The following is a 17,054-nucleotide window of genomic DNA, read 5'->3' on the forward strand; positions in this document are numbered from 1 at the left end:
CTTTCATTTGTATTTGCGTTGACCTCATTCGTAGTCAATTATATTAGAAATAGATACGAACGATGGCGATACGCTTGATTCATGCAGTTTCAGCGTAGTTTTGTTTCATTCTGGATGCAAAGCGATTTCTTTCGCTTCAGTTCGTGAGCAACGACGACAGGAGGCGAAGCGTGAGAAAGCTGCTTGAAACCCCCAAGGAACTGGCCGAGCGCGTGGGCATACCTGTGTCCAACGTGCGCTATCTTATCCGCGAAGATATGCTGGATCACATCTTCACCGCACCAGGTCGTCGCAATCCTAAGATCCCTCAGGGCGCTTGGGAGCGGTACGTCGAAAAATTCACTGTGAAAGCTGCAAGCGAGAGGCCAAATGCAGCCTCCGATGCGAATTGATTGAGTGAGGGGAAAACCGATGGCCATGCCCCGCGCGACACTGACACAGAGCGAGTTGACACGATACCTCAAGGCCTACCGGGACGCGGGCATACCGGTCGTGCGGTCTGAGATCAGCCGCGATGGCAAAGTTGTGATCTACAGCACCGAGAAGCAGATCGACGAGGTCAACAATCCGTGGGATCGCCCGTGAAGCGCCGGAAACAGTTTCCCGGTGCGACTGCCTATTTCGACCGGCACGGCAAACGGCGATGGCGGTTTCGGAAGAGCGGATTCTCGGCAGAACTGGGAAGCAACTACGGGTCGGAGGATTTTGTTCGGCGCTATGAGGATGCCATCAACGGGCATAAAACGCGTGGTTTGATCGGTGCGGATCGGACCAAGCCCTACAGCGTTAGCCAGCTTGTCGCGCTATGGTACTGCTCGCCAGAGTTCCTCGATCTCGCCCCGAGCACGCAGAAAGTTTATCGCGGGATTGTCGAGAAATTCCGGGAAGAGCATGGCGACAAGCCGATGCGTCTGATGCAGCGGAGGCATGTACAGACGATCCTCGCAAAGAAGGCCAAAACGCCCACGGCGGCGAACAACTTGCGCAAGCGGCTAATACAGTTAATGGATTTCGCGATCACGCTGGATTGGCGCGGCGACAACCCGGCGCGCGCGACAAAGCCGTTCCGCGTCGGCGGTGATGGCTTTCATACCTGGGACGAGGACGAACTGGCGCAATTCTTCAGTACACACAAGCCCGGTTCGCTGGCGCACACGGCAGTGACTCTGATGCTTTATACCGGCGCAGCGCGCGTCGATGCGGTGAAGCTGGGGCCGAAGAACATCCGCAACGGCAAGATAGAGTACCGGCGGCAGAAAACGCAGCGCTCTGGAGGGGTTTTGGTTTCCGTTCCGATCCACCCGGATTTGGCTGAGGTGGTGGACAGATTGCCGAAGGATCGGCCCTTCCTTGCCACCCAGAAAGGCACGATGCGCTCCGCTGGCGGCTTGGGCAATCTCATGCAGCGTTGGACCGACGATGCGAAACTGCCCCAATGCTCCGCGCACGGGCTGCGAAAGGCTTGTGCCCGTCGTTTGGCCGAGGCTGGTGCTACAGCGCACGAGATTGGCGCGGTCACCGGCCACAAAACTCTGGCCCTTGTGCAACGTTACACTGAAGCCGCAGGCCGTGAAGGCATGGCCGATTCTGCAATCGAAAAACTCATCGCCCGCCCTAATGGCGAGCGCGATTTGGCGAACCTTCCCAAGAGGTTCGTCAATCCCGACACCAAACCCAAGCGAGGAAAGGAAAATTTATGAAAAGTGGTGAGCCGTGCAGGATTCGAACCTGCGACCCACTGATTAAAAGTCAGTTGCTCTACCAACTGAGCTAACGGCCCACTCTTTTTAGGATCTCTTCGATCCGCAGCACTCTGTAAGGTAAATACCCGACCGGGTTCAAGACCTTATTTCGCACTTCAGTTCGCCGTCATTCGTATGAGTTCGGCGCCCCGATAGGCGGCCTAATTAGGCAGGTGGAACTGGGGGGTCAACCCCTTTTTTCAGGAATCTACGCGACAGGGTGGATTCATGTCCGGACCGGCGTTATATGCCCGCCATGCAACAGATACTCGACACCGGTTTGGCTTTCATGAAGATGCACGGGTTGGGCAACGACTTTGTCGTTGTCGATGCGCGCGCGCATGCCGTGCCGGTCACCTCGGCCCTTTCCAGGGGAATCGGGCACCGGCAGTTCGGCGTGGGATTCGATCAGTTGGCGGTTATCGAACGCGGTGAAGCGGATGCGCATCTGGTGTTCTACAATGCCGACGGGTCGACTTCGGCTGCGTGCGGCAACGCCACGCGCTGTATCGCCCGGTTTTTGATGAACGAAACAGGCAAATCCGAACTCACGCTCACAACTGAACGCGGCACACTGCAGGCCCGCGACGCTGGCGATGGACTGACGTCGGTGAATATGGGGCACCCCCAACTTCTTTGGAACGAGATTCCCCTGGCGGAAGAGATGGACACGCTGGAACTGCCGATAGAAGGTGGTCCAACAGCGACCGGCATGGGCAACCCGCACTGCACTTTCTTTGTCGACAACGCCGAGGCCATTCCGATGGAAGAGTTCGGCGCGCGTTACGAATACCATCCACTCTATCCCGAACGCACCAATGTTCAGGTCGCACAGATAGTCACACCCGACCACATCCGCATGCGGGTGTGGGAGCGAGGAGTGGGGATCACTCTGGCCTCGGGGTCATCGTCTTGTGCCACGGCCGTCGCTGCAGCACGCAGAGGTCTCACTGGGCGCAAAGTACAAGTTGACCTGGATGGCGGCACAATCTGGATCGACTGGCGCGAGGATGGGGTCTGGATGACGGGACCCACAGCCCATGTGTTTTCGGGCACGCTGACGCCTGAATACCTGAGGTCACTGGAATGAACCCGCCTAAGTTCAGCACTCTGGGCTGCCGCCTGAACGCCTATGAGACCGAAGCGATGAAAGAACTGTCGCAGCAGGCTGGCCTAACGGATGCTGTGATCGTCAACACCTGCGCGGTGACCGCCGAGGCCGTCCGCAAGGCGCGGCAGGAGATTCGCAAGCTGCGCCGCGAAAACCCCTCGGCACGTCTGATCGTCACCGGGTGCGCGGCGCAAACCGAGCCGCAGACCTTTGCTGCTATGGACGAAGTAGACGCGGTCATCGGCAACACCGAAAAGATGCAACCGGATACCTGGAAAGGCATGGCCGCCGATTTCATCGGTCAGACCGAGGCGATTCAGGTTGACGACATCATGTCTGTCACGGAAACCGCCGGGCATCTGATTGATGGCTTCGGAACCCGCTCACGCGCCTATGTACAGGTTCAGAATGGCTGCGATCATCGCTGCACCTTCTGTATTATCCCTTACGGCCGGGGCAATTCTCGCAGCGTCCCTGCGGGCGTTGTGGTGGATCAGATCAAACGATTGGTCGATAGGGGCTACAACGAAGTTGTTCTGACCGGGGTCGATCTGACCTCATGGGGCGCGGATCTGCCCGCTCAGCCGAAACTGGGCGATCTCGTGATGCGCATCCTTAAACTGGTGCCCGATCTGTCTCGTCTGCGCATCAGCTCAATCGACTCGATCGAAGTCGACGAGAACCTGATGCATGCCATCGCGACCGAGCCGCGCCTGATGCCCCATTTACATCTGTCCTTGCAGCATGGCGACGATCTGATCCTGAAGCGCATGAAACGCCGCCACCTGCGCGAAGATGCGATTCGTTTCACTGAAGACGCCATCAAACTACGACCCGACATGACTTTTGGCGCGGACATCATCGCTGGCTTCCCGACCGAGTCCGAGACTCATTTCGAGAATTCCCTCAAGCTCGTCACCGAGTGCAACCTGACCTGGCTGCATGTATTCCCCTATTCCAAACGCGAAGGCACTCCGGCAGCCCGCATACCGCAACAGATCAACGGCAATGTCATCAAACAACGCGCCGCGCGCCTACGCGCCGCCGGCGATGCACAAGTCATCAAGCATCTGACGGCACAGATCGGCAAAACCCACAATATCCTGATGGAAAATCCCACAATGGGCCGCACCGAACAATTCACCGAAGTAACCTTCGGCAACGCCCAACCCGAAGGCGAGATCGTAATCGCGACGATCCGGGGGCACAGCAAAGCTCAATTACAAGTGTGATCCGTTCTTCATCTGGCCCAAAATACCTCGGGGATGAATTGGCCGCAGGTCAAGAAGGGGCTGGCCCCTTCCACACCATCGCAACAATAAAACCCCCGTCACCGTGATGGCGCGGGGGTTTAGTTTTAGTTATACGTCGACCTTAGTCCAGACGTTTGCCCTTTATCGGTGCCCACAGGCGCTTGTTCACAAGGTACAGCAGAACAGACAGAACTGTCAGGAACAGAACACCGACGAAACCGGCATTTTTGCGCTCCATCATTTTCGGCTCGGCGGTCCACATCAAGAAGGCTGCTATGTCTTCGGACATTGCCTCAACGGTTGCAGGATGTCCGTCGGCAAATTCAACCTGATCTTCTGCCAGCGGCGGAGCCATGGAAATCCAACCACCGGGGAAGGCCTTGTTCTCATAGAGAACAGTACCGGCTTCTTCCTTTTCTTCACCGGTATAACCATCCAGAAGCGAGGCAATATATTCCGCGCCCCCCATGCCTTTGACCAGCTGGTTGATGCCCAGACCGTAAGGACCATGGAAACCGGCACGGGCCTTCGCCATCAGGCTCAGGTCAGGCGCGCCGACACCGTTGTTGGCCGGGAAGTGGTCGGTCGAGATTGCCGGGCGGAAATCGTCCAGCTCGGGATCGAACACCTCGAAGTTGTCGGCCGCGTAGGTGATGACTTGCTCTTCCGAATACCCCAAATCTTCAAGGGTCCGAAGAGGTACATATTGCAGACCATGGCAGGCTGCGCAGACCTCGGTATAGATCTGTAGGCCGCGCTGAAGCTGGTTCTGATCCCAGGTTCCAAACGGTCCCTCGAACGAGAAGTCGAAATCTTCGATGTGCTGCTCACCGCCACCTGCCGCAAAAGTCGAGGCGGGCGCAAGGGCCAAAGCGAACGCGGCACCGATTGCAAGTTTCTTGAACATGTTTCCGGTCCCTCTTCTTACTCGGCCGGCGTGGCGTCGGCGTTTGCCTTGCCATAATGCGCGTTGAAGTCTTCTTCGATGGTTTCCGGCTGCGCCTCGGGTTTTTCGATGACACCCAGGATCGGCAGGATCACGAAGAAATAGGCGAACCAGTAAGCCGAAGCGATCAGCGAGAAGGTCGCATAGGGCTCTTCCGCGGGCATCGCACCCAGCCACATCAAAGCAAAGAAGTCGATGATCAAAAGGTAGAACCACCATTTGAACATCGGACGATACTTGCCCGAACGCACGGTCGAGGTGTCCAGCCAAGGGGCTAGGGCCATGGCCAGGATCGCACCAAACATCGCAATCACACCAAAGAACTTGGCGTCGATGATGCCGCCGGTGATGAAGCTGGCGAACTGAACGACCCAGACTTCGCCAGTGAACGCACGCAGGATCGCGTAAAATGGCAGGAAGTACCATTCAGGGACGATGTGCGCAGGAGTAACCAGCGGGTTGGCTTCGATGTAGTTATCCGGGTGACCCAAGTAGTTCGGCATGTAGCCCACGATGGCCCAGAACACGACCAGAATGACCGCCAGAGCGAACAGGTCCTTGATCACGAAATAGGGCCAGAACGGCAGCGTGTCTTTCTCTGCCTCGGCTTTCGAGCCACGGCGAACCTCAACACCTGTCGGGTTGTTGTTGCCTGTGGTGTGGAAGGCCCAGATATGCACGATGACAAGCGCCGCGATAACAAACGGCAGAAGGTAGTGCAGCGAGAAAAAGCGGTTCAGAGTGGCGTTGTCCACCGCAGGTCCGCCCAGCAACCAGGTCTGGATCGCATCACCAACAAACGGGATCGCACCAAACAGGCCGGTGATCACGGTCGCACCCCAGAAGGACATCTGACCCCAGGGCAGAACGTAGCCCATGAACGCAGTGCCCATCATCATCAGGTAAATGAGCATCCCGATGATCCACGTAATCTCACGCGGGGCTTTGTACGAGCCGTAGAACAGGCCGCGGAAGATGTGGATGTAGACTGCTACAAAGAACAGCGATGCGCCGTTCATGTGCAGATAGCGCAGCATATAGCCGCCGTTCACGTTGCGCATGATGTGTTCGATGCTAGCAAAGGCCAGATCAACATGCGGGGTGTAGTGCATCACCAGAACGATACCGGTGACGATCTGCAACGCCAGGCAGAATGCCAGGACGATGCCCCAGATCCACCACCAGTTCAGGTTCTTGGGGGTTGGGATCATCAGGGTGTCATAAAGCAGGCCGACGATGGGCAGACGGCTGTTCAGCCACTTCTCGCCATTTGTCTTCGGCTCGTAATGATCGTGGGGAATTCCGGACATAAGTTAGGTCTCCCTTAGCCGAGCTTGATGGTGGTGGCGTCCACCCATTCAACGGGCGGAATGGGCAGGTTTTCAGGCGCGGGGCCTTTGCGGATACGACCGGCAAGATCGTAGTGCGAGCCGTGGCAGGGGCAGAACCAACCGCCAAAATCGCCAGCATCGCCAAGCGGCACACAACCCAAGTGTGTACAAACACCCATCTGAACGATCCACGCCCCTTCTCCTTCGCCTTCGGGCGATGGCATGACGCGATTGGCATCGGTCGCTGGTGCGTCGGCGTTCAGGTTGAAGTTGCGAGCCAGCGGGTCAGGCAGCGCGTCGACACCTTCAGCGTCCTGCTCCTGAGCTTCCTGAATCTCGGCACCTGTGCGGTGACGGATGAAAACAGGCTTACCCAACCACTTTGCAGTCAGCTGCGTACCCGGCTCTACCCCGCTTACATCCACACGGATCGAGGACAGCGCCTGGACGTCTGCCGATGGGTTCATTTGATTTACCAGGGGCCAAACGGCAGCCCCGGTGGCAACGACACCTGCGCCGCCAGCGACGTAGTAGAGGAAATCTCTGCGGGTGCCTTCGTGGTCTTCAGCTTGGGACACGAGGTTATCTCCGATTATCTGGCGCCCGCGAACGGGCATAAAGCTCGCGCACCGCACAAGTGCGGCGTCTTAAACGGGGTATCTATCGGGGAGAATAGAGTTCGTCCAGCGCTCTTAAACGCGCAATACGCCGCATCTAAGCATTCATGTCACGGTGAAAGGGCAAAATTTCAATCTCAAATGCAGATTTTATCCCTCAGAGCGGCGAATTGGCGCCAGGCAGGTGGGACGTGATTCGGCATCGACCCGCGCTGGTAGATCCCCAAATTGAAATCTCCTCACCCTATGCGAACGCCGCCGATTTCACGTGCAGCTCTACCTTAGGAACACTGTATTCCTTCTATTTTAGCGCGATACGATTTCTCTTAAATTATTAATATAAAATAGATATTTCAAACACGTGATTATCTACCAGAATTCGATTGCACTCTAAACGGGAATGCGTGAAAGGCCACAGGCGCAATATTCCCAGCCGGAGATGTTCAATGCTCAAGATAGCAGCAACCGTAGTTTTTGTTTCGTTTCTGACTTCAGTACAGGCGATCGCGGCCGGCGATCCGGCGAAAGGCGAACAGCTCTATAACAGATGCTCTTCGTGCCATGCGATCATCAAAAATGGCGAGGTTCTGGTCAAAGGCGGCATCACCGGGCCGAATCTCTTTGGCGTAGTTGGCCGCACCGCCGGAACTGAGAACGATTATCTTTATGGAAGTGAACGTTTGCCCATCGGGATGTTCACCGACGACATGATCCGCGCCGGGCAAGAAGGGCTTGTGTGGACTGAAGAAAACATCGCCGCCTATTCTCGGGATCCGATCGGGTTCATCAAGGAATATCTGGATGATGACACCGCCCGCCCGAACATGAGCGTCAAGCTGAAAAAAGGCGCAGATGACATCGCTGCTTATCTCGCCACATTCAGCGCTCAATGAATGGAAGGCGAGAACGCGTGCCTCAGGCCTTGCGCATCAACGAGGCCAAGCGCGCCACCTCGCTGCCAAGTCCTGCTGAGTGCACGTGATCAGCCGCGCGATGTCGCGCCTCAGCGGGCTTATTCTGATTCAGCTTCCAAGTGCCGTCGATATCCGAGATCATGAGTCGGCAGGGAACGATCATGCGCATCATTCTATCCAGCGCGTCTGGTGTCATCTTGGACGCCAACCATGGCGGCTTTGGCAGCAGGCGATTTTCAAAGTCTGCCGCCTGCCGGTCGAGCAGATTTCGCAGGTCGTCCGTTGGCCGCATCTCAAGCACACCAGTCAGATGCACCGCTACATAGTTCCAGGTCGGCACCTGATCATCGACTTCGTACCAGTCAGGCGAGATATACCCATCCGGCCCCAACACAGCGATCTTCGCAGGTTGCGGCTGTTTCAGCGCCCTAACAATCGGATTTGACCGGACCAGATGCAGGTCAGCCGATGAAGCATCCTCGTTCAGAAGAAAGGGAACGTGGCTTAACAACGGTGCATCCGATGTCGACACCGCCAGAACACCAAAGGCGCGGTCACGCGCAAACTCGATGTGACGCTCGCGCGTTTCGGCGCGAAAGGTGGGATTGGGATGCATATTCGTCCTCCTGCCAATTTCTCTTGCAGAAGCGATATCTCCTTGGCAAGGTCCCACTCGTTCTCAGGGCGGGGCGAAATTCCCCACCGGCGGTATGCGGGCATGACCCGTAAGCCCGCGAGCGGCCCCGGTCTCCGGGGTGTCAGCAGATCTGGTGAGAAGCCAGAGCCGACGGTTACAGTCCGGATGAAAGAGAACGTGCAGCACGCCGGTAATGCGGTGTGCCTGCTCGTGATCGCCTTGGGTGACGTGTCTGTTACGAAAGGAGATCATGATGACACACACCCGCTATGCTTTTGTCAAAGCCAACTGGCATTCAGATATCGTGGATCGCGCGCTGGATGGGTTTCTCGAACTAATTCCAGCCGATCAGGTTGATGTATTCGACGTTCCGGGCGCTTTCGAGATGCCCCTGCTGGCCCGTGACCTGGCGCAAACGGGGCGCTACGCCGCCGTAGCCTGCGCTGCCTTTGTAGTGGATGGCGGCATCTACCGGCATGACTTCGTCGCACAAGCGGTTGTCGATGGCTTGATGCGGGCCGGGCTCGATTCAGGTGTTCCGGTCCTGTCGGTCTCGCTGACACCGCATCAGTATCAGGAAACGGATCACCACAACGCCATCTATCGCGCGCATTTCATCGAGAAAGGGCGCGAGGCGGCACTTGCAGCGCTTAAGATCAACGCAACCCGCGCCGCGGTGGCTCAAGCCGCCTGATTTATTCCAATCGCGCCGCCCACAGGGCGGCGCTTGCTTCTCTGCAAATGCAAATCCGCTTGAGGACCAAGGCACTCCCCGCTAATCACATCGCTCAAAGGAGCATGCCCCATGTCGATGAACAGTTTTGGCCACCTCTTCCGCGTTACCACCTGGGGTGAAAGCCACGGACCCGCTTTGGGTGCGACCATAGATGGCTGCCCTCCGGGCGTCACGATCGATGAAGGCATGATCCAGCATTGGCTGGACAAGCGCAAACCAGGTCAGAACAAATTCACCACACAGCGGCGCGAACCCGATCAGGTCAAAATCCTGTCTGGTGTTTTCGAAGGCCAGACCACAGGCACACCGGTGCAGTTGATGATCGAGAACACCGATCAGCGCTCGAAAGACTACGGCGACATCATGGACAAGTTTCGTCCGGGACACGCCGACATCACATACTGGCAGAAGTACGGGATCCGTGACTATCGCGGCGGCGGGCGCAGTTCGGCGAGGGAAACGGCATCGCGTGTGGCGGCCGGAGGACTCGCGCGTGAGGCTATCAAACAGATCGCTCCGAATGTTCAAATCACCGGTTATATGTCCCAGATCGGTCCGCACAAGATCGACCGTGCCAATTTCGACTGGTCGCAGATCGAACAGAATCCATTCTGGACGCCCGACGCCAAAGCAGCCGAAGATTGGGCCGCTTATCTGGACGACCTGCGCAAATCCGGCAACTCGGTCGGCGCAGTGGTCGAAGTGGTCGCGCGCGGCGTTCCGGCGGGGCTCGGCGCGCCGGTTTATGCCAAGTTAGACACTGATCTGGCTGCAGCCATGATGTCGATAAACGCCGTTAAAGGGGTTGAAATCGGTGAAGGCATGAGCGCCGCCGAACTGACTGGCGAGGCCAACGCCGACGAGATATTCATGGGACAGGACGGCCCTCAATACAGCTCGAACCACGCTGGCGGTATTCTGGGCGGCATTTCGACCGGCCAGGATCTTGTGGTGCGCTTTGCGGTCAAGCCGACCTCGTCCATTCTGACCACCCGCAAGTCCATCACCAAATCCGGCGAAGAGACCGAGATCATTACCAAAGGCCGCCACGACCCCTGCGTCGGCATCCGCGCCGTTCCGGTAGGTGAGGCAATGATGGCTTGCGTGATCCTCGATCACCTGCTCCTGCACCGTGGTCAAATCGGCGAGAACCGTGGACGGATTGGCTGATCTGCGCGCTTCGCTGCGCGCGGTCGTCAGGCAACGGATGCAGACGGATCCGGCGCATGATCTGGCGCACCTGGATCGGGTTTGGGTTAATGCGCAGGCGATTGCGGATGATGAAGCCAACCCGCGTGTCTTGCTGGCGGCGTGTTATCTGCATGATCTGATCAACCTGTCAAAAGATGACCCGGATCGGCATCTGGCCTCGATGCGATCCGCCGCTGAATCAGAGCCTATTCTTGAAGAATTCGGCTATTCCACCACTGAAATTGGAGCCGTGCAGCACGCGATTGCCGCCCATAGCTTTTCGGCTAACATCCCGCCCGAAACACCCGAAGCGCGAATATTACGGGATGCCGATCGTCTGGATGCGTTGGGTGCTATCGGTATCGCCCGCAACTTTTCAGTATCGGGCGCCCTGGGACGCACCCTTTATGACGCGTCAGATCCGTTTGCCGAAAACCGTTTGCCGAATGACCTGATATTTTCAATCGATCACTGGCAAATAAAACTGCTGCGCTTACCCAATGATATGCTGACCGAAAAAGGCAGGGCCATCGCGCAGGACCGAGCCGCGCGGATGATGAGGTTTCTAAAGGACCTGTCAGAGGAAATCGGAGCTCAGCTTCCGCTGGACTGGTCCAATCTCTGATACGGCAACTTTGGCCAGTTGATCTTTCCGCCTCAAAGGCGCAGGTTCGCGACCATGGCGAAATCCTTAACATCGCATCGTCCGGCATTGGCCGTGGCGCTCAAGCTCAGTGCGCTCGTGCTGTTCACGACGATGTCTGCATTGGTCAAGGCTTTGTCAGATGATTTCCCGCCGGGAGAGATGGTGTTTTTCCGCTCGCTTTTCGCGATTCCGGTTATCATCGCCTGGCTGGTCTGGCGAGGAGAGCTGGTGCATGGCTTTGTTGTCAAGAAGCCGATGGGCCATTTCTGGCGCGGGGTTCTGGGAACCTCGGCCATGGGACTGACCTTTACTGGTCTTAGCCTGTTGCCGCTGCCCGAGGTAACCGCCATCGGATATGCAACCCCGATTTTCACGCTGATTCTGGCTGCAATCATGTTGGGCGAGCGGATACGAATGATTCGTATCGGGGCCGTCGCGCTTGGCCTTGTCGGCGTTCTGATCATGATCTGGCCCCGGCTGGGTTCAGGCACTGCCGAAACCGCCGCAACAATAGGTGCGCTTTGCGTGCTGGCTGCAACCGTTGCCCGTGCCTTTGTGCAGATACATATTCGCCAACTGGTACAGGTGGATCATCCCGCCGCAATCGTGTTCTATTTCTCTCTCACAGCGACCTTGCTTTCGGGTCTCACAGTGTTTTGGGGCTGGGTTATCCCGACATGGGAGCAAGCCGCATTGCTGGTGACAATCGGCCTGATCGGCGGAGTGGCGCAGATTCTAGTGACCACGTCCTACAAGTTTGGACAAGCGTCAATGCTGGCACCATATGACTACACCACAATGCTGTTCGCCATTGTCATTGGTTATTTCTGGTTCGATGAGTTGCCAACCCTGGTGATGCTGGGCGGCGCGGCGTTGGTGATTGCAGGCAACGTCGTGGTGATCCTGCGTGAACGACAACTTGGCCTTGATCGGACCAAAGCGCGATCAGCAACGGATCCCAAAGCCTGACTTTACCTTTCGCAATCTTTCCCTAGGTTGGGTCGCGATACACCTATGAGGTTTCCCGATGAGCGACGCACAGAACCACAAAGAAAAGATGCAAGAGGTGCAAGCCAAGCACCGCAAGAAAGTCTCGGAAGCGGTCGATCCCGGCCGGGGACTGGTGCTGATCAATACAGGTAAGGGCAAGGGAAAATCCTCGGCTGCGTTTGGCGTGGTGATCCGGGCATTGGGCTGGGGCCAGAAAGTGGCTGTGGTTCAGTTCATCAAGGGCAAGTGGAAAACCGGTGAGCGCAGGTTCTTTGAGGAACGCGACCTGGTCACCTGGCACACGATGGGCGAAGGGTTTACCTGGGATACACAAGACCGCGAGCGCGACATCGCGGCTGCGACTTCGGCCTTCAACAAGGCCTGTGATCTGATGAAAAGCGGCGACTACGATCTGGTTGTTCTCGACGAGATCAATATCGCCCTGCGCTACGAATACCTTTCAGTAGACACTGTTATCGAAGGATTGAAAGATCGGTCTGACAAGACCAGCGTGTTCCTGACTGGCCGGGATGCCCCGCAAGCCCTAAGGGACTATGCGGATCTGGTGACCGAGATGAACGAAGAAAAACACCCGTTCCAAGCCGGCATCAAAGCCCAACGTGGTGTGGATTTCTAGGTCCGCGCACCACCCTCATTCAGCGCGCGCATCGAATCGCGCCTGACTGCGTACATCGTTGCGGCTGAGCGTTCTTCGAGCGCCCGGCAGCGCTCGGCGTTGCAGGTCTTGTGATCGAGATAGGCCGCGACTTCTGAGGTTAGCGCGTCGCAATCACACGATGCACAGCAGGGATCGGCCATCAGTTCTTCAAATCGATCACGCAATCGCGGGCTCCTTTGGTCGTTCCCGGGGCGATGGCGGGCTTTCACATCTGCTTTTGCTGAGCCCACAGATCGCCCCGGAACCAGTTGCTTGATGGTGTCATCTGGCGTTGCGCTATGTCTGATGGTTTTTGTCGGAAAATTCAAGCCTGAAAATCTGATGCAACAGGGGCGACCCATTGGGCAAATTTGGCCTTATTAGTGTCTAAAACAAAAAAAGGCCATCCGGATGCCCGCATGGCCCAGCTGATCGCTACGGTTCTGACTCACTTCAAGCAATAGCGCTCTGTTCGGGCGCGCTGAGCGAGATCACCACAACGACTGCGGCCCCGTTCACCCAGTAGAACAACGCATCAAGCCCAGAAAATCCAAACAGGCTGGGCGCAAACAGGAACGTGACGCCGACAAGCAGATCAACAGCCAAGTGGAACTTGTATGGCAGAACCCGCCAAATCCCAAGGTGATGGTCTGTCAGAACGGTCAGCACGAATGCTGCAATGCCGGTCACAACGGACAGCCAAAGTGCCAGCGGGTTGGACTGGCCCAACCCCAGTACAAAAGGCAAAACCATCAGCGCAATCGCAACCGGGTAGTCAAGATAGGCATGGACAGAGCGGGTGACAAAACGCAGGGACATGTGAACTTCCTTTCTTCAATCAGTGATGATCAAAGATTAGGGGCACGCGATTGAACGCAACATCTCAGTTCGTTTTGCATTTATTGCAGATCGTTCAAATGATCTGTACGATTAGTGTATCGCACGGTACGCGGCGGGCGACAGTCCGACCTGCTTCTTGAACACGCGTGAAAACGCAGCCTCGGACGCGTATCCCACTTCTGCTGCGGCATCCGCAACGTTCCAGCGATTTTCGGTCAACCCATGGCACGCGATCTGCATCCGCCAGTCCGTCAGGTACTGCATCGGGGTAGTCCCCATCTTTTGTGAGAAAAGCTGCGCAAATGCGGTGCGTGACATTGCTGCTTCTCGCGCGAGCATCGCAACGCTCCACTCCTGCGCCGGAGACTGGTGAAATGCAGTCAGCGCCCGCGAGATGCGCGGATCGGCAAATCCGGCAAGCGCGGCATCATGAGGACTTTGATGTTCAAGGTATGCCCGGATCGCTTGCGCAAACAGCACTTCGGACAGTTTCAGCGCGATCAGGTCACCGCCGATACGAGCACCGGACACTTCAGATCCGATCATACGCAATGTCGCCTCGATCCAGGCACCCGCTTCTTCACCGTAATTCTCGATCAGTATAAAAGGTGGCAACCGGTCGATCAGCATATGACCGGTTCCGTTTCGCCCGGCTGGCCCGGTGAATGAGAAATGTCCGCAAATCAGTTGCGTATCGCGCTCGTCTTCCTCACCGCCATAAACCAGGACACCATCGCCTTTGTAGCCTGACAGCTCTAACACCCGCTCAAGGGGCAAGGCATCATAGGGTTTGACTTCATTACACAGCAGCGCATGCGGCGCACCGTGGGGAATAAGAATCAGATCACCCTGCCGCAACCGCAAGGTCTCGCCGGTTGTTGGCAGGTGCACCTTCAATTCACCGCGTTGCACAAAGTGAAACCGGGCCACGTTCTCGAAGCCCGGCACCTGTATCCCAAACGGCGGAGTAAAGGATGTGCGGAAATAAAATGTGCCACGCAGAGACAGGCGTGTAAGGATATCGCTGAGAAGATCTAACATGAGCCAACGATACGGCTTGGCCCGGCGGCGTCCATACCTTCGAACGATCTGCATGCATATTTGCATGATCTGCAATCAAAACCCCGCCTGAGCGGGGGTTCAATACGGTGTTAACTTACGCGCGGACCAATTTCTCGTAATCTTCGGCGATTTCGCGGGTCAGATCGCCGACCTCGAAGGTATAATCGCCGATCTGCCCGACAGGTGTAACCTCGGCTGCAGTGCCAGTCAGCCAGCATTGCTCGAAATCGGCCATCTCCTCGGGACGGATCCGACGTTCATGAACAGTGATGCCCTTGTCTTTCAGCATCTGGATCACCGTCTGACGAGTGATGCCGTTGAGGAAGCAATCGGCCAGCGGGGTGTGCACTTCGCCATCCTTAACGAAGAAGACATTTGCCCCCGTCGCCTCGGCGACGTTGCCATTATAATCCATGAACAAAGCGTCCGAGCAGCCTTTGGCCTCAGCTTTGTGTTTGGAAATGGTGCAGATCATGTAAAGACCTGCTGCCTTGGCATGGACTGGAATGGTTTCCGGGCTGGGTCGTTTCCACTCGGCGATGTCCAACTTGGCGCCTTGCATCTTAGCGTCACCGTAATAGGCACCCCAAGGCCAAACAGCGATGGCCATCCGAACCGGGTTCTTGGCGGACGCCACACCCATATCCTCGCCCGAGCCACGCCAGACCAGCGCACGTACATACGCATCTTGAAGACCACTGGCTTTGAGCGCTTCTTCCTTGGCGGCCTCGATCTCATCGACCGAGTATGGCATCGGCATATCCAGCGCCTCTGCCGACGCGATTAGGCGTTCGGAATGTTCGCGGCTTTTGAAGATCTTGCCGTTGTAAGCGCGCTCACCCTCGAACACCGAAGACGCATAATGCATCGCGTGGGACAGGATGTGCACATTGGCCTCACGCCAGGGCACCAATTCGCCATCCATCCAGATGACACCGTCGCGATCGTCATATCCAGCCATGCGAAACCTCCTGAACCGGTCGATATTTCCGAATGTTGCGCCGTTTAGGTCCGTATCGGACACAATGTTGCGCAAAAACTGCGATTCGATACCTGTGCGCTCTTGGAATGTCAATAAGGCTGACATAAAGTCAGGTTATATTGCGAATGAGGCCCAACATGACCGACATCCGTCCCGCCCCGGTCTTTGGCGGAGAAAGCCTGTTGTTTCTGACAGATGAACAACTGAGGCAGGGCATCGAGGCCATGTTTTTTGCCTATCGCGGCTTTACCGCTGATCCGGACCGTATCCTGACTGAATTGGCCTATGGCCGTGCTCATCATCGGGCCATCCACTTCATCAACCGTGCGCCGGGTACAACCGTCAACAATTTACTGGCCATATTGGGTGTCACGAAGCAATCGCTGAATCGCGTCTTGCGCAGCCTGATTGAAGATGGGTTGGTCGAAAGCCGGGTCGGAACAGTGGACAAACGCGAACGCCACCTATTTCTGACGGATAAAGGAAAGGCACTCGAGGCCAAACTATCTGACGCCCAGCGCGCCCGGATGCGTGCGGCCTACAAAGATGCGGGCCCCGAAGCGGTGGCCGGGTTTCGCAAAGTGCTTGAAGCGATGATGGATGCTGATATGCGTCGTGCATATACGAAACTGCGGGATACGACTTCATGAGCGAAATGGACGCCCATCTTCTGATCGTCGACGATGACGAGCGCATTCGCGATTTGCTCAAGAAATTCCTGATGCGCAGCGGGTTTCTGGTGACCTCAGCGCGGGATGCAGCCCATGCGCGGCGGGTTTTGTCGGGACTGGATTTCGATCTGATCGTGCTGGATGTGATGATGCCCGGTGAGGACGGTGTGAGCCTGACCCGATCTCTGCGCGACACCCATTCCACCCCGATCCTGCTGTTGACGGCCAAGGGCGAAACCGAGCATCGGATTGCCGGGCTGGAGGCAGGCGCCGATGACTATCTGGCGAAACCATTCGAACCCAAAGAGTTGCTGCTGAGAATCAATGCCATTCTGCGTCGGATGCCAGAGACACCTGCACAGGATACGGCGGCGAAGATTCTGCATCTTGGTCCAATTCGCTATGATATCGAACGCGGTGAGATGTGGCAGGGCGAAGATCCCGTCCGCCTGACCGCGACAGAGAGCCAGCTGATGAAGATATTCTCGGCCCAGCCGGGTGAGCCGATCAGCCGCGCCAAACTTGTCGAGGATTTGGGTCGTGACAAGGGTCAGGCGCAGGAGCGCGCAGTGGATGTACAGATCACACGATTGCGCCGGAAGCTTGAGCAAGATCCGAAGCAGCCGCGCTATCTTCAGACCGTGCGCGGTGCAGGCTACATGCTGGCGCCGGATTGATTTAACCGCTGTGCGGCGTTTATTTACCTCTGGCACAGAAATTACTGGCC

At 56.8% G+C, this 17,054-nt stretch carries 21 protein-coding genes, 1 tRNA gene and 1 riboswitch; of the genes, 13 read left to right on the forward strand and 9 right to left on the reverse strand.

Annotation, left to right across the window (positions count from 1 at the left end; genetic code table 11):
• The first annotated feature begins 170 nt into the window (after window positions 1-170).
• The 3 genes from ACR0DE_RS18850 to ACR0DE_RS18860 are packed head-to-tail and all read left to right on the forward strand — an operon-like array spanning window position 171 to window position 1,700.
• Complete coding sequence (locus ACR0DE_RS18850) at window positions 171-392, forward strand: hypothetical protein (RefSeq protein ID WP_480754765.1); 222 nt, start codon at window positions 171-173, stop codon at window positions 390-392.
• 19 nt (window positions 393-411) lie between these two features.
• On the forward strand, window positions 412-585 hold the full coding sequence (locus ACR0DE_RS18855) for a hypothetical protein (protein ID WP_170444369.1): 174 nt from the start codon (window positions 412-414) through the stop codon (window positions 583-585).
• Entirely contained in the window at window positions 582-1,700 is a 1,119-nt protein-coding gene (locus tag ACR0DE_RS18860) for a tyrosine-type recombinase/integrase (RefSeq protein WP_480754768.1), read from the forward strand. The genes ACR0DE_RS18855 and ACR0DE_RS18860 overlap by 4 nt, the downstream gene beginning before the upstream one ends.
• Before the next feature lie 4 nt (window positions 1,701-1,704).
• Here the strand turns inward: ACR0DE_RS18860 and ACR0DE_RS18865 are convergent.
• A tRNA-Lys gene (locus ACR0DE_RS18865) sits at window positions 1,705-1,780 on the reverse strand.
• Between the two features lie 209 nt (window positions 1,781-1,989).
• On the opposite strand from ACR0DE_RS18865, the gene dapF reads away from it, so the two are divergent.
• Complete coding sequence (gene dapF, locus ACR0DE_RS18870; RefSeq protein WP_480754770.1) at window positions 1,990-2,832, forward strand: diaminopimelate epimerase; 843 nt, start codon at window positions 1,990-1,992, stop codon at window positions 2,830-2,832.
• The gene (gene mtaB / locus ACR0DE_RS18875) at window positions 2,829-4,085 is read left to right on the forward strand and encodes a tRNA (N(6)-L-threonylcarbamoyladenosine(37)-C(2))-methylthiotransferase MtaB (protein ID WP_170664139.1); all 1,257 of its coding nucleotides are present in this window, start codon (window positions 2,829-2,831) and stop codon (window positions 4,083-4,085) included. Before dapF ends, mtaB begins: the two co-directional genes overlap by 4 nt.
• A 142-nt stretch (window positions 4,086-4,227) precedes the next feature.
• Here mtaB and ACR0DE_RS18880 read toward each other — a convergent pair whose 3' ends face one another.
• The 3 genes from ACR0DE_RS18880 to petA are packed head-to-tail and all read right to left on the reverse strand — an operon-like array spanning window position 4,228 to window position 6,961.
• On the reverse strand, window positions 4,228-5,013 hold the full coding sequence (locus ACR0DE_RS18880; RefSeq protein WP_480754772.1) for a cytochrome c1: 786 nt from the start codon (window positions 5,011-5,013) through the stop codon (window positions 4,228-4,230).
• Between the two features lie 17 nt (window positions 5,014-5,030).
• Window positions 5,031-6,362, reverse strand: coding sequence for a cytochrome b (petB, locus tag ACR0DE_RS18885; protein ID WP_170398296.1), 1,332 nt, complete (start codon window positions 6,360-6,362; stop codon window positions 5,031-5,033).
• 14 nt (window positions 6,363-6,376) lie between these two features.
• The gene (gene petA, locus ACR0DE_RS18890; protein ID WP_170398293.1) at window positions 6,377-6,961 is read right to left on the reverse strand and encodes a ubiquinol-cytochrome c reductase iron-sulfur subunit; all 585 of its coding nucleotides are present in this window, start codon (window positions 6,959-6,961) and stop codon (window positions 6,377-6,379) included.
• Between the two features lie 485 nt (window positions 6,962-7,446).
• Here petA and ACR0DE_RS18895 point away from each other — a divergent pair, with 485 nt between their 5' ends.
• Window positions 7,447-7,893 carry a c-type cytochrome gene (locus tag ACR0DE_RS18895; protein ID WP_170425585.1) on the forward strand — a complete coding sequence of 149 codons (447 nt, stop codon included), beginning with the start codon at window positions 7,447-7,449 and terminating at the stop codon, window positions 7,891-7,893.
• 22 nt (window positions 7,894-7,915) lie between these two features.
• Here ACR0DE_RS18895 and ACR0DE_RS18900 read toward each other — a convergent pair whose 3' ends face one another.
• Window positions 7,916-8,530, reverse strand: a complete 615-nt coding sequence (locus tag ACR0DE_RS18900; RefSeq protein WP_480754773.1) for an FMN-binding negative transcriptional regulator — start codon at window positions 8,528-8,530, stop codon at window positions 7,916-7,918.
• Window positions 8,531-8,585: 55 nt separating this feature from the next.
• Window positions 8,586-8,732, forward strand: a riboswitch (FMN riboswitch).
• 72 nt (window positions 8,733-8,804) lie between these two features.
• On the opposite strand from ACR0DE_RS18900, the gene ACR0DE_RS18905 reads away from it, so the two are divergent.
• The 5 genes from ACR0DE_RS18905 to cobO all read left to right on the forward strand — a co-directional run bounded on the left by ACR0DE_RS18905 (window position 8,805) and on the right by cobO (window position 12,751).
• Window positions 8,805-9,245 (forward strand): 6,7-dimethyl-8-ribityllumazine synthase, encoded by a 441-nt coding sequence (locus tag ACR0DE_RS18905; RefSeq protein ID WP_170613155.1) that lies wholly within the window; start codon window positions 8,805-8,807, stop codon window positions 9,243-9,245.
• Between the two features lie 111 nt (window positions 9,246-9,356).
• The gene (gene aroC / locus ACR0DE_RS18910; RefSeq protein WP_480754774.1) at window positions 9,357-10,457 is read left to right on the forward strand and encodes a chorismate synthase; all 1,101 of its coding nucleotides are present in this window, start codon (window positions 9,357-9,359) and stop codon (window positions 10,455-10,457) included.
• Window positions 10,441-11,103 (forward strand): HD domain-containing protein, encoded by a 663-nt coding sequence (locus ACR0DE_RS18915; protein WP_480754775.1) that lies wholly within the window; start codon window positions 10,441-10,443, stop codon window positions 11,101-11,103. The genes aroC and ACR0DE_RS18915 overlap by 17 nt, the downstream gene beginning before the upstream one ends.
• Before the next feature lie 54 nt (window positions 11,104-11,157).
• Window positions 11,158-12,093 carry a DMT family transporter gene (locus ACR0DE_RS18920; RefSeq protein ID WP_480754777.1) on the forward strand — a complete coding sequence of 312 codons (936 nt, stop codon included), beginning with the start codon at window positions 11,158-11,160 and terminating at the stop codon, window positions 12,091-12,093.
• 58 nt (window positions 12,094-12,151) lie between these two features.
• A complete protein-coding gene (cobO, locus tag ACR0DE_RS18925; protein ID WP_480754778.1) occupies window positions 12,152-12,751 on the forward strand; it encodes a cob(I)yrinic acid a,c-diamide adenosyltransferase in 600 nt (199 codons plus the stop codon).
• Here cobO and ACR0DE_RS18930 read toward each other — a convergent pair.
• From ACR0DE_RS18930 to ACR0DE_RS18945, 4 genes are all read right to left on the reverse strand, one after another.
• Entirely contained in the window at window positions 12,748-12,957 is a 210-nt protein-coding gene (locus ACR0DE_RS18930; protein WP_480754781.1) for a hypothetical protein, read from the reverse strand. The genes cobO and ACR0DE_RS18930 overlap by 4 nt on opposite strands.
• 268 nt (window positions 12,958-13,225) lie before the next feature.
• Window positions 13,226-13,591 carry an SPW repeat domain-containing protein gene (locus tag ACR0DE_RS18935; protein WP_170664135.1) on the reverse strand — a complete coding sequence of 122 codons (366 nt, stop codon included), beginning with the start codon at window positions 13,589-13,591 and terminating at the stop codon, window positions 13,226-13,228.
• 111 nt (window positions 13,592-13,702) lie between these two features.
• Window positions 13,703-14,653 (reverse strand): AraC family transcriptional regulator, encoded by a 951-nt coding sequence (locus ACR0DE_RS18940; RefSeq protein ID WP_480754784.1) that lies wholly within the window; start codon window positions 14,651-14,653, stop codon window positions 13,703-13,705.
• A gap of 115 nt (window positions 14,654-14,768) precedes the next feature.
• Entirely contained in the window at window positions 14,769-15,635 is an 867-nt protein-coding gene (locus ACR0DE_RS18945) for a branched-chain amino acid aminotransferase (RefSeq protein WP_170398212.1), read from the reverse strand.
• Between the two features lie 158 nt (window positions 15,636-15,793).
• On the opposite strand from ACR0DE_RS18945, the gene ACR0DE_RS18950 reads away from it, so the two are divergent.
• The gene (locus ACR0DE_RS18950) at window positions 15,794-16,306 is read left to right on the forward strand and encodes a MarR family winged helix-turn-helix transcriptional regulator (protein WP_170398209.1); all 513 of its coding nucleotides are present in this window, start codon (window positions 15,794-15,796) and stop codon (window positions 16,304-16,306) included.
• Window positions 16,303-17,004 (forward strand): response regulator, encoded by a 702-nt coding sequence (locus ACR0DE_RS18955; protein ID WP_170398206.1) that lies wholly within the window; start codon window positions 16,303-16,305, stop codon window positions 17,002-17,004. The genes ACR0DE_RS18950 and ACR0DE_RS18955 overlap by 4 nt, the downstream gene beginning before the upstream one ends.
• Window positions 17,005-17,054: the final 50 nt, after the last annotated feature.

This window comes from Ruegeria sp. C10, from assembly GCF_056537805.1.

Coding starts and splice junctions, on each gene's coding strand:
- ACR0DE_RS18920 (WP_480754777.1), top strand. CDS start 11,158: ATGGCGAAATCCTTAACATCGCATCGTCCGGCATTGGCCGTGGCGCTC.
- ACR0DE_RS18855 (WP_170444369.1), top strand. CDS start 412: ATGGCCATGCCCCGCGCGACACTGACACAGAGCGAGTTGACACGATAC.
- ACR0DE_RS18935 (WP_170664135.1), bottom strand. CDS start 13,591: ATGTCCCTGCGTTTTGTCACCCGCTCTGTCCATGCCTATCTTGACTAC.
- petB (WP_170398296.1), bottom strand. CDS start 6,362: ATGTCCGGAATTCCCCACGATCATTACGAGCCGAAGACAAATGGCGAG.
- ACR0DE_RS18955 (WP_170398206.1), top strand. CDS start 16,303: ATGAGCGAAATGGACGCCCATCTTCTGATCGTCGACGATGACGAGCGC.
- ACR0DE_RS18895 (WP_170425585.1), top strand. CDS start 7,447: ATGCTCAAGATAGCAGCAACCGTAGTTTTTGTTTCGTTTCTGACTTCA.
- aroC (WP_480754774.1), top strand. CDS start 9,357: ATGTCGATGAACAGTTTTGGCCACCTCTTCCGCGTTACCACCTGGGGT.
- ACR0DE_RS18900 (WP_480754773.1), bottom strand. CDS start 8,530: ATGCATCCCAATCCCACCTTTCGCGCCGAAACGCGCGAGCGTCACATC.
- ACR0DE_RS18905 (WP_170613155.1), top strand. CDS start 8,805: ATGACACACACCCGCTATGCTTTTGTCAAAGCCAACTGGCATTCAGAT.
- dapF (WP_480754770.1), top strand. CDS start 1,990: ATGCCCGCCATGCAACAGATACTCGACACCGGTTTGGCTTTCATGAAG.
- ACR0DE_RS18945 (WP_170398212.1), bottom strand. CDS start 15,635: ATGGCTGGATATGACGATCGCGACGGTGTCATCTGGATGGATGGCGAA.
- cobO (WP_480754778.1), top strand. CDS start 12,152: ATGAGCGACGCACAGAACCACAAAGAAAAGATGCAAGAGGTGCAAGCC.
- mtaB (WP_170664139.1), top strand. CDS start 2,829: ATGAACCCGCCTAAGTTCAGCACTCTGGGCTGCCGCCTGAACGCCTAT.
- ACR0DE_RS18940 (WP_480754784.1), bottom strand. CDS start 14,653: ATGTTAGATCTTCTCAGCGATATCCTTACACGCCTGTCTCTGCGTGGC.
- ACR0DE_RS18880 (WP_480754772.1), bottom strand. CDS start 5,013: ATGTTCAAGAAACTTGCAATCGGTGCCGCGTTCGCTTTGGCCCTTGCG.
- ACR0DE_RS18950 (WP_170398209.1), top strand. CDS start 15,794: ATGACCGACATCCGTCCCGCCCCGGTCTTTGGCGGAGAAAGCCTGTTG.